Source organism: Oceanospirillum maris DSM 6286, from assembly GCF_000422865.1.
GTDB lineage: Bacteria > Pseudomonadota > Gammaproteobacteria > Pseudomonadales > Halomonadaceae > Oceanospirillum > Oceanospirillum maris.
The window spans coordinates 188,741-199,769 of the sequence record NZ_KE383938.1 but is presented as its reverse complement, the minus strand read 5'-3'; the positions used below and the strand labels follow the sequence as shown (position 1 = coordinate 199,769).

The window sequence follows — 11,029 nt, the reverse complement described above, 5'->3', positions numbered from 1 at the left end:
TCGCTACTGAAGCACTGGCAGCATTGAAGGCGGGAAGGAAAGAGGGCGTGTTACGAATATCCATATATTTGTTCTCCAATAAGATCACTTTAACTCACAGGGTGGTTGCACTTGGTTTCATAGAATAAGTGCAACAGGCTACTGATTATGCTCGTGCCATGAATTTCTTTTTTCACTTGCCGCGATTCTGCAGCTCTAATGATTATCGGCGGGGTTTTGGTTGACTTGAGTTGATACTTTTCTTCTCTGTTGCCGCCATGCTCTAAATAACGGTTATCATTTTCTTATCTTCTGTTGGAGTTTGCTCTCTCTCGACTAATGGGGAGCAAACCTGCTGTGATTTTTGAAGATAAGGCGTGCTAACGGAATGATTTTGCTAAAAAAGGTTATTTTTATTTCACATTATGAAAAAAAATACCTTCCAACGGGAAGTCGCCCTATTGTTCTATTGACATCTTTACCCTGCTGTTAGAACCTAATCGTCCTTATTTTCCGGTCGTAGAGACTAGGGCGAACCCCGATATCTACGTGAAAGGTAAACAGGCTTTTACCTACCGAAGGAATAGCAGGCCCAGGTTTATCCGCCGGCCTGGCTGACGCCCCGACCCGCATCTATCCGTGCGAAGAAGAGTGCAGGACCTATCCGGTCCTATGTGCCAGGTAAGGCAGCCTTGTCATGAGCCTGCATGATCAAGAGAGCGTACGTGGCTGCCCTTAGATTATCAGTCACAGTGCTCGCGATTTTTATTATTTGGAAACGCATTCTTTTAGCTCGTTGTTCCCGACAGTCCCAAGCGACGGGGAACTCAAATTTGGGGGTTCACTACGGTGGAATTACTTTCTGGCGCCGACATGCTTATTCGTTCTCTTCAGGATGAGGGCGTTGAGTATATCTACGGTTATCCCGGCGGATCGGCACTTCATATCTACGATGCTATATTCCGCCAAGATAAAGTTAAACACATTCTGGTTCGCCACGAGCAAGGCGCTGCCCATATGGCAGACGGCTATGCCCGTGCTGCAGGTAAGCCAGGTGTTGTCCTTGTTACCTCGGGCCCTGGTGCGACCAACACCATTACAGGCATTGCAACGGCATATATGGATTCAATTCCTATGGTTGTGCTCTGTGGTCAGGTAATGAGTCATTTGATTGGCGAAGACGCCTTTCAGGAAACAGACATGATTGGTGTTTCACGCCCTGTAGTTAAGCACAGCTTTAGTGTGAAGCGCGCGTCTGACATTCCTGACATTATCAAAAAAGCATTTTACATTGCATCAACGGGTCGACCTGGCCCTGTGGTCGTTGATATCCCTAAGGATATGACGGCTCCGACGGATCGCTTTGAATACGAATATCCGAAAAAAGTTAAGATTCGTTCATACAACCCTGTGACTCGTGGCCATACCGGTCAGATCAAAAAAGCGGTTGAGATGATGCTTAAGGCCAAGCGTCCGATTATGTACGCCGGTGGCGGTGTCATTTTGGGCAAATCTTCAGCGCAGTTTACAGAGCTGTCTAAGACATTAGGCTTCCCTGTAACATCCTCGCTAATGGGTATTGGTTCTTATCCACAAACCGACGAGCAAAGCTTGGGTTGGTTGGGTATGCATGGTAGCTATGAAGCTAACATGGCGATGCATGGTTCAGATTTAATCGTGTGTATTGGTGCTCGTTTCGATGACCGCGCGACCAACAACGTCAGTAAATTCTGTCCAACGGCGAAGATTATTCACGTTGATATTGATCCGACCTCTATCTCAAAAACAGTACGCGCCGATGTGCCGATTGTTGGCCCTGTTGATTCCGTATTGAATGAGATGTTGGCGTTGCTGAAACAGGCTAAAACATCACCGGATGCGGAAGCTTTGGCTAGCTGGTGGAAGCAGATCAATGAGTGGCGTGCCAGTCATACGGAGCTGTATCAGGTTGAAGCCGATCGTCCGATCAAACCACAACAGGCTGTTGAAGCGCTGTATCGTGTGACGAAGGGTGATGCTTATGTTGTTACTGATGTTGGTCAGCACCAGATGTTTGCGGCTCAGTACTATAAATTCGATAAGCCGAACCGCTGGATCACTTCCGGTGGTTTAGGCACCATGGGCTTCGGCTTCCCCGCTGCAATGGGTATTAAGCTGAACTACCCGGATAATGATGTGGCTTTGGTGACCGGTGAAGGTAGCTTCCAGATGATGCTGCAAGAGCTATCCACCTGTAAGCAATACAATATTCCGGTGAAGATTATCAACTTGAATAACCAGTCTTTGGGCATGGTTCGCCAGTGGCAGGATCTGAACTATAAAGAGCGTCACTCACACTCTTATATGGAATCTTTGCCAGACTTCGAGAAACTGATCGAAGCTTACGGACATGTCGCCATGACGGTTAATCGTATCGAAGATCTTGAGCCAACGCTTGAGAAGGCCTTTGCGATGAAGGATGAGCTGGTGTTTGTTAACGTTATGGTTGATCCGAAAGAGCATGTTTACCCAATGCAAATCCCGCAGGGATCAATGCGTGATATGTTGCTGAGTAAGACGGAGCGTACCTAACATGAGACACATTATCTCCATTCTGATGGAAAATGAATCGGGTGCACTGTCACGTGTGGTGGGCCTATTCTCCCAGCGCAATTTCAACATTGAATCGCTGAACGTAGCCCCCACCGAAGACCCAACTTTGTCGCGTTTGACGTTGACAACGGTTGGCTCGGATCAGGTGATTGAGCAGATTACTAAGCAGCTGAATAAGCTGGTTGATGTGGTCAAGCTGGTTGACCTAACCGAAGGTCAGCATATCGAACGTGAAATGATGCTGATTAAAGTGAAGGCGGTGGGTGCCCAGCGTGCGGAAGTAAAACGTACTACGGATATCTTCCGAGGTCAGATCGTTGATATGACCAACACTACTTACACTCTGCAGATGGTGGGCGAAAGCGATAAGCTGGATGCCTTTATTCAGGCTATTGGCTTGAATACTGTCCTTGAGGTAGTCCGTACGGGTGTTTCCGGTATCTCCCGTGGCGAAAAAGTGCTTAGCCTGTAATCTTCGGATTACCTTTAAAAACCGCTGCTCTGTCTTTACAGAAACAGCGGTTTTTTTCGTTCCGGCCTTTTGGTTGTCTTGCTGCCTTTACCATGATCTCGCTATAGCTGTGCCCAAAAAGCTTCGATCAGAGGGTTTTTCAGTTTCTTTTTCAAGACACAAACGCCTACATCAAAGGCGGGAAGTGTAGGGGTGACGGGTAATACTTGTACGGTATTGGACAGAGGACTGTTTTCTAATACGATTTTAGGCACAACCCCCACTCCAAAGCCAAGGCTGACCATGCTAACAATCGCTTCGTTACCGGCAACCTGTGCGTAGATAGTGGGTTTTAAAGCTTTATTGCTAAACCAGCGATCGACGCGATTACGGGCTAAATCCTTCTCCGGCAGAATCATCGGCACTTGAGACCAGTTAACGCTATCAATGTCTCCTGCAAATTGAGGTGCGATAACAGGGTCATCCGTGGGTGCTATAAAGAGCAAAGGTGATAACCCTGTTGATTTAAATGCGAGGGTATTGGGTAGGGTGTCAGGCCTTGCCGCGATGGCGATATCTTCATCTCCCTTTAAGACTCGCTGAATGGCCGGTTCCGGCGCACCGGTATGCAGTTTGATCTCAATTTTTGGATAGCTGCTTCTAAAGCGACGTAAAATATTGTGCAGAAAGCTATAGCTGGCTGTGACCGAGCAATACATGCTGAGTTCACCTTGTAGCTCTTGCGCCTCTTTAAGCAGCGCGTTACGAACCATATCCCATTGACTGAGTGCTTCCCGGGCGTAGCGCTGAAACGTTACACCTTCATGAGTGAGTCGCACGGTGCGGTTATCTCGTTCAAATAAACAAACCCCGAGAGACTCTTCCAACTGTTTGATACTACGGCTAAGGGCCGATGAGCTGATATGGCAGGCTTCACTGGCGCGGCCAAAGTGTAAGGTTTCTGATAACACAAGAAACTGCTTGAGTAGTCGGGTATCCAAGAGGTTTCCTTTATAGATAGACGGGCCAGATAGATCGCTAAAAGACACTGTGATGCAAAATATGGGATATATTGTTGCATATATATCATTTTACGCAATGCTTGTGCTGGTTTATCGTAGGGTCAATAGGTTAAGCCAGACAAAAAGAAGTCGTGCTGCAAGAGCTAACAGAACTTCGCTGCTACCCTAACTAACTGACAGTCAATAAGTCTATGGCCTACCCCGCCAGCAGACTTAAGCACATTAAAGGACGTACCAACATGCAGGTTTATTACGATAAAGATTGTAACCTTTCGATCATCCAAGGTAAGAAAGTTTCTATCATTGGTTATGGTTCACAGGGCCACGCACACGCGTGCAACCTGAAAGATTCTGGCGTTGATGTAACCGTTGGTCTACGTGCTGGTTCTTCTTCCCGCGCTAAAGCGGAAGCTCACGGTCTTAAAGTTGCTGACGTTGCTGATGCTGTAGCTTCTGCTGACGTGGTTATGATTCTGACCCCTGATGAATTCCAAGGTCAGCTGTATAAAGAAGAGATCGCTCCTAACATTAAACAGGGCGCTACTCTGGCTTTTGCTCACGGCTTCTCTATTCATTACAACCAAGTTGAGCCTCGTGCTGATCTTGATGTGATCATGATCGCGCCTAAAGCGCCAGGTCACACGGTTCGTTCTGAATTCGTTAAAGGCGGCGGTATTCCTGATTTGATCGCTATCTACCGCGATGCGTCTGGTTCTGCTAAAGAACTTGCACTGTCTTACGCTATGGGCGTTGGTGGTGGTCGTTCTGGTATCATCGAAACAACCTTTAAAGATGAGACTGAAACCGATCTATTTGGTGAGCAGGCTGTACTGTGTGGTGGTGCTGTTGAGCTGGTTAAAATGGGCTTCGAAACGCTGACAGAAGCGGGCTACGCTCCTGAAATGGCATACTTTGAGTGCCTACACGAGCTGAAGTTAATTGTTGACCTGATGTACGAAGGCGGCATCGCTAACATGAACTACTCTATCTCTAACAATGCGGAATACGGCGAATACGCAACCGGCCCTGAGGTGATCAACGAGCAGTCCCGTGAAGCGATGCGCAACGCTCTAAAACGTATTCAAGATGGCGAATATGCGAAAATGTTCATTGCTGAAGGTCAGACTAACTACCCTTCAATGACCGCTCGTCGTCGTAACAATGCTGAGCATCCAATCGAGCAGACTGGCGGTAAACTACGCGCCATGATGCCTTGGATCGCAGCAAGCAAGATTGTTGATAAAGAGAAGAACTAATTTCTTCCTGAATTAACGCTTAAAAAGAGGTCAGCTTATCGCTGGCCTTTTTTTTTGTGATGTCATTGTGATAAAAACCTGAACACCGTAGAGCTATAGAAGCCTCAGGTGTAGAATGATGGCTTCAATCTTTAGTGATAGGTTTTTCAATGACTGATCAAGAGAAACAACCTCAACCTGAGAGTAACTCAGCCCATGATGACGATTTTGTAGAAGAGACCCGCATGTTGTCGATGGGAGAGGATGAGGTAGAAGAAGAAACCCTAGAAGAAGGTAAAAAGGTTCGCCGTCGTGGTATTTATCTACTGCCTAACCTGTTTACCACTGGTGCATTGTTTTCAGGTTTTTACGCCATTGTTTCAGCAATGAATGGTGTTTTTGATAATGCTGCGATCGCTATTTTTGTTTCTATGATTCTCGATGGCCTTGATGGTCGCGTGGCTCGTATGACCAATACCCAAAGTGACTTTGGTGCAGAATATGATAGCTTAGCCGACATGGTTTCTTTTGGTGTGGCACCGGCTCTGGTGGCATTCAGTTGGATGTTGGCGGATATCGGTAAGCTGGGGTGGTTTGCTGCCTTTATTTATGTCGCTGGCGCGGCGTTACGTTTGGCGCGCTTTAATACTCAAATTGGCTCGGTTGATAAACGTTGGTTTATTGGCTTACCAAGCCCTGCGGCAGCGGCTGTTATTGCCGGTATTGTTTGGACTTTTAGTGATTTGAATCTGGTTGATGCGGGCTATAAGTACGCACTGGCCTTTATTGTGGCAGCCGTTGGCGTTTTGATGGTAAGTAATGTTCGCTACAACAGCTTCAAAGAGATTGACCTAAAAGGACGTGTACCGTTCTTGACCATGTTCCTTGTGGCTTTGGTCTTTGTGGTCATTGCCTATGACCCGGCAACGGTATTGCTGGTGTTCTTCTTAGCTTATGGTTGCTCTGGCCCTTTTCGAGCGGTATTTCGAGGTAAGGGTAGTGGCGATAAAAAAGAGCTTTAGATACTTGAGTAAAGCTCTTCAGTAGAGATATTAAGCAAGGCTAGCCTCAACAAAAATCACCCTCGGTGAGCACTATGTGATCACCGAGGGGATTTTTTTATGTGCTTTTTTTTCTACATATGACCTTCATCTTCAAAGCGTTGATGCCAGCTTAGCGCTTCACCTAACAGATGGGGCGTATGCATACCTCGACCAGAATGTAAGGCGCGCTCATAGTAGTCTTGTAATGCAGGGCGGTATGCAGGGTCTGCGCAGTTGTTGATAATCTCACGGGCGCGCTGTCTTGGTGATAAGCCGCGCAAATCCGCAAGGCCATGCTCGGTTACAATAACTTTAACGTCATGCTCTGTGTGATCAACATGGGAAGCCATCGGTACAATCGATGAGATGGCACCGTCTTTGGCTGTGGATGGCGAAACAAAAATAGATAAGTAGCCATTACGAGCAAAATCACCCGAGCCACCAATACCATTCATCATGCGCGTGCCCATAATATGGGTCGAGTTAACGTTACCGTAGATATCGGCTTCGATCATGCCGTTCATGGCGATAATGCCTAAGCGACGGGCTAGCTCAGGATTGTTACTAATATCCTGTTGGCGCAGAATAATCTTGTCGCGGTACAGGTCAATATTGTCATCAAATTCTTTAATACCATCAGGGCTTAATGAGAAAGCGGTGGCCGATGCAACGCTTAAGGTTCCAGACTTGAGCATCTTCAACATGCCATCTTGGATAACCTCTGTGAAGGCTGTAAGGCCATTAAATGGCCCTGCATCTAGGCCTTCCAGTACGGCATTAGGGATATTGCCCACACCAGATTGAATAGGTAACAGCTCTTTTGGCAGACGGCCTAGTTCAATTTCCTGTTCGAAGAAGGCTAGAATATGCTCGGCAATTTTTTGAGAGATCGCATCCGGGGCTTTAAATGGCGAGTTGCGATCTGCTGCACTGGTTTCAACCACCGCAATAACTTTATCGGCGGGGCACTCAAGATAAAACTCACCAATGCGATCTGCTGGGTCGGTCAACATAATAGGCTTACGGTTTGGCGGTAGAGCGGTGCCGTAATAAATATCGTGCATGCCTTCCAGTTTGATATTTTGCTTGTCGTTCACTTCTAAAATGATCTTATCCGCTTGCTCGATCCATGTTTTGTTATTGCCGATGGAGGAGGAAGGAATAAGGCTGCCATCTTCACGGATACCGGCAACTTCAATCAGGGCAATATCCATCTTGCCTAGAAAGCCTGACCACGCGTATTGAGAGACTTCTGATAGGTGTAAGTCAACGTAATCCATGGTGCCATTGTTGATACGTTCACGGCAGATTGGATCACTTTGGAACGGAAGGCGCATCTCAATACCGTCTACTTCCGCGAGCACGCCATCAAGTTCTGGCGCGGTGGATGCACCGGTCCAAACGTTGATACGAAATGGCGGGGTACCTTCGGCATTAAGTTTGCGAATGCGGTCCGCTAAAGCGCCCGGTACTGCTTTTGGATAGCCTGCTCCAGTAAAGCCGCTCATACCGACATTTGCACCTGCTGGAATTAATTCAGCGGCCTGTTCGGCACTCATAAGGCGCTGTTTTAGTGTCGGACAAAGAATTCTTGAGGAGGCTGACATAGTTCGTTCTCGCTTGCAGTGTAGACAATTCTGTTGATGTCGGTAGTTCAAACTACCGAGGTACTTTCGAAGTATTTTACGATGGGGGTAAATTCTATCAGTATTTTTCGTTATTTTTTTGGCTAATGTGAGTGCTAAATCTTAGCTTTTAGTCTAGATGTGTCAGATTTTGTCGACAATTTAGCTGTTTTTAGGGCTTGCATATTCCTTACCTTTCTGTAGGAAGGCTTTTCGTTGAAACGAATAACTGAAATGGTTTGCTGAAACAACATAACGCAAAAAGCCCCCGCTAAAATATTTAGCGGGGGCTTAAAGGCAGAATAAAAATTTATTTAGAATTTAGCTTAAAGGGCGTTTTTTGCTAACCACGCTTCTAGTTCATCGGCACTACCAACAAGCTCACCTTCAATAAAGACTTGAGGTGTCGTGCCGCGACCGGAGACTGCATGTAGTGTGGCTAAACTAATACCGTGACTGCCAACAGTAATTTCTTCAAATTTTAGACCGTGATCTTTCAAGGCTGCTTTAGCACGGGTGCAGTGACTGCAACCTGGCTTACCAATGACGGTGATGCGTTTTGGCGCAGCCGCTTCAGGGGCAAGATATTTCAGCATGGTGTCGGCATCAGAAACTTCAAATGGATCGCCTGGCACGTCTGGCTCGATAAACATTTTTTCAATCACGCCATCACGTACCAACATCGAGTAGCGCCAGCTACGCTCACCAAAGCCAAGATCGCTTTTATTTACAAGCATACCCATGCCACGACTAAAGTCACCGTTGCCATCAGGTAGCATTGAGATATTCTCAGCGTGCTGGTCTCCCGCCCAAGCTTCCATTACAAAGGGATCGTTAACAGACAAACAAATAATGTCATCAACGCCTTCTGCTTTAAATACCTGTGCCAGTTCGTTGTAGCGCGGTAAGTGCGTGCTAGAACAAGTCGGTGTAAATGCACCGGGTAGTGCGAATAAAATAACTGTTTTGCCTTTAAACAAGTCATCTGTCGACAACTGAACCCACTCATTGTTGATGCGGGTATTAAATACAACCTGAGGGACGCTCTGACCTTCACGATTCTCTAACATATGGTATCTCCTAGGATAATCGATAATTTTTAAATCTAGCTATCAATTAAAAGCTCTTAATTAGGTGAACATATTTAATGGGGGCTTCCATTCAATTCTAATATTCATCGTATGGATTGAATAGCTGATTGAATGTTAAATCCTTAACTCAATGCGTTCACTATAGACGGCTATTCTCGATCAAGGAAATATGTATTTCACATCGACGCGATAGTTTTTACCTATTAATCTTGTTGAAGGCCGTGACTCATGCTATCACTATAGCCTATCTGAGATGCTTTATAGCCATCTTGTATAACACTTTATTTTTTTATAGTTTTTTTATCTAAAAAGAGATTGCTACCATGATTATTAAAACCACGATGAAGACCATGATGCGCACGCCAATGACAACCATCACACCAATGAAAACCATTAGTAACGCACAACCTTTACCCGAACATTTGTCACTGTCATCACTACATCAGGATCGTTATCATGTTGTCTCAGAACTCGCTGGCTAACCCTCTACTAACTCATTCTGTACTGGCTAATCCGGTACTCGCTAATACCATAGATTGTGCTCAATCCTCTAATCTCGCAAATACTCTATTTGATCTAGGCGACTGCTTCGGCAACCTGTGTCGCATTCCTCTTGAAAGTGCCTTTCGTTTATTTCAATCCTCAAATCAAAACTGTACGCCCCCAGAGAATCAACGTTTATTAACGCAGCAGCTACACACCAGTATTCCCTTTGCGGTCAGTCGTGAGTGGCAAAACCAAGTGTGGAGTTATCAGGTATCATTGCATACAGGTACGAACAGCAGCTTGCCGCTACATCAGCACCTTGGTGCAAAAACGCTAACAAGTATTCCCGCAGAACATAAAACGAATCTGAAAGAGTGGCTCTACTTTGCAAGCCCTCTTGATAAATTACTGCATTTAGACTGGCAGTTACTCTCCGCAGAGCAGCTGCGATTACAGCGCTTACAGCATCTGAGTTATTGGCTGAAAAGTAAGCTTGAACAAGGGCGTTCATTAGAGACGTTTTTGTTAGTACCGCTCACCGATCTGCCTTTAGGTGATGGCCTTAATCAGAGCTTAAAGCATAGTTTCGCGAGAATAGGCAAACAAAGTTTGCCTAATCAGGAGCGATTAAGTGCACTGAATTATGCGGTATTTCAGCAAGGTAAGCTGATAGAAGGTTATGGCTTACAGCCTAATGGGCTGTTTCAAATTAAAGACCGGCTGAATGCTTATGTTGTTGCGGATGACCAAGCGGGCCCTCAAGGGACGCATTCTTCTCTGTTGATTCTAGATCAACGGCAGTGCCTTCAAACTTTGGCTCAGTTAGAGGCTGTTGGTATTTAGACCCGCTGATAATATTTTATTTTGACGCAGTATAGGCCACCGTGGCGTGGCCTTTGTCTCTTGCGATTTGTTACGATTTCTTTGGTTTTTTGCCTTTATTGGCAAGAGAAGGCTTATCGGTAAGGTCAGACTCCGCCTGAATCGCTTTAATTTCTTTATCAGACGGCACATAGACTACCTCAGAATCTGAAAAACGATCAGGCCAAGTTTGTTTTGCCGGTGTGAACAACATCCAGAAATGACCTAAGCCTAAACAAATTAAAGAAAAAGCCCCGGAAAAAAAACGCATTAAGGCCTGTGTCATCGAGATTGAATGGCCGTTGGCGTTCTGTATTCGAATACGCCAAGCTAACATACCTAACGTTTGCCCTGTGCGTAGCCAGAAAAATGCAAAAAAGCCGAAGGTGATTAAAAATAACAAACTTTGAAAACCTGGGCCTGCTCGGTCGTTCATCGCATCAACACCTTGATCTAAAAAAGGCAGTCGAGCGAAACCGAGCAGCATCCAGATAGCCACGATGATTAAGAAATCATACATCATAGCGCCTAGGCGGCGTACAAGTCCGGCAGGGCGAGTGTATGCTTGATTGGGAAACTGGCGTCCAGATGTTGTCATGTTAAAACCTTAAGTTAATGCTGCGTTATATCTAAAATTCAGTATT

General features: G+C 45.9%; 10 protein-coding genes. 6 read left to right on the top strand and 4 right to left on the bottom strand.

Going from position 1 to position 11,029, the window contains the following annotated elements; genetic code table 11:
- Nucleotides 1-828 precede the first annotated feature (828 nt).
- Entirely contained in the window at nt 829-2,550 is a 1,722-nt protein-coding gene (locus G517_RS0116825) for an acetolactate synthase 3 large subunit (RefSeq protein ID WP_028305369.1), read from the top strand.
- A gap of 1 nt (nt 2,551) precedes the next feature.
- Complete coding sequence (ilvN, locus tag G517_RS0116820) at nt 2,552-3,043, top strand: acetolactate synthase small subunit (protein ID WP_028305368.1); 492 nt, start codon at nt 2,552-2,554, stop codon at nt 3,041-3,043.
- 101 nt (nt 3,044-3,144) lie between these two features.
- Here the strand turns inward: ilvN and ilvY are convergent, their stop codons facing one another.
- Nucleotides 3,145-4,023: an HTH-type transcriptional activator IlvY gene (gene ilvY, locus G517_RS0116815; protein WP_028305367.1), complete on the bottom strand. Its 879-nt coding sequence runs from the start codon at nt 4,021-4,023 to the stop codon at nt 3,145-3,147.
- A 260-nt stretch (nt 4,024-4,283) separates the two neighbouring features.
- Between ilvY and ilvC the strand changes: the two genes are divergently transcribed.
- Nucleotides 4,284-5,300: a ketol-acid reductoisomerase gene (ilvC, locus tag G517_RS0116810; RefSeq protein WP_028305366.1), complete on the top strand. Its 1,017-nt coding sequence runs from the start codon at nt 4,284-4,286 to the stop codon at nt 5,298-5,300.
- A gap of 149 nt (nt 5,301-5,449) precedes the next feature.
- Complete coding sequence (gene pssA / locus G517_RS0116805) at nt 5,450-6,301, top strand: CDP-diacylglycerol--serine O-phosphatidyltransferase (RefSeq protein ID WP_028305365.1); 852 nt, start codon at nt 5,450-5,452, stop codon at nt 6,299-6,301.
- A gap of 113 nt (nt 6,302-6,414) precedes the next feature.
- On the opposite strand, the gene scpC is transcribed toward pssA, so the two are convergent.
- Together scpC and G517_RS0116795 are read right to left on the bottom strand one after the other, a co-directional pair.
- Nucleotides 6,415-7,929, bottom strand: a complete 1,515-nt coding sequence (gene scpC, locus G517_RS0116800; RefSeq protein ID WP_028305364.1) for a succinyl-CoA:acetate CoA-transferase ScpC — start codon at nt 7,927-7,929, stop codon at nt 6,415-6,417.
- Between the two features lie 344 nt (nt 7,930-8,273).
- The gene (locus tag G517_RS0116795) at nt 8,274-9,017 is read right to left on the bottom strand and encodes a glutathione peroxidase (RefSeq protein WP_028305363.1); all 744 of its coding nucleotides are present in this window, start codon (nt 9,015-9,017) and stop codon (nt 8,274-8,276) included.
- Between the two features lie 344 nt (nt 9,018-9,361).
- On the opposite strand from G517_RS0116795, the gene G517_RS20790 reads away from it, so the two are divergent.
- Together G517_RS20790 and G517_RS0116790 are read left to right on the top strand one after the other, a co-directional pair.
- Nucleotides 9,362-9,520 carry a hypothetical protein gene (locus G517_RS20790; protein WP_157833214.1) on the top strand — a complete coding sequence of 53 codons (159 nt, stop codon included), beginning with the start codon at nt 9,362-9,364 and terminating at the stop codon, nt 9,518-9,520.
- Nucleotides 9,495-10,367, top strand: coding sequence for a hypothetical protein (locus tag G517_RS0116790; RefSeq protein WP_028305362.1), 873 nt, complete (start codon nt 9,495-9,497; stop codon nt 10,365-10,367). Before G517_RS20790 ends, G517_RS0116790 begins: the two co-directional genes overlap by 26 nt.
- Nucleotides 10,368-10,437: 70 nt before the next feature.
- Here the strand turns inward: G517_RS0116790 and G517_RS19785 are convergent, their stop codons facing one another.
- Complete coding sequence (locus G517_RS19785) at nt 10,438-10,983, bottom strand: RDD family protein (RefSeq protein WP_051206534.1); 546 nt, start codon at nt 10,981-10,983, stop codon at nt 10,438-10,440.
- Nucleotides 10,984-11,029 lie beyond the last annotated feature (46 nt).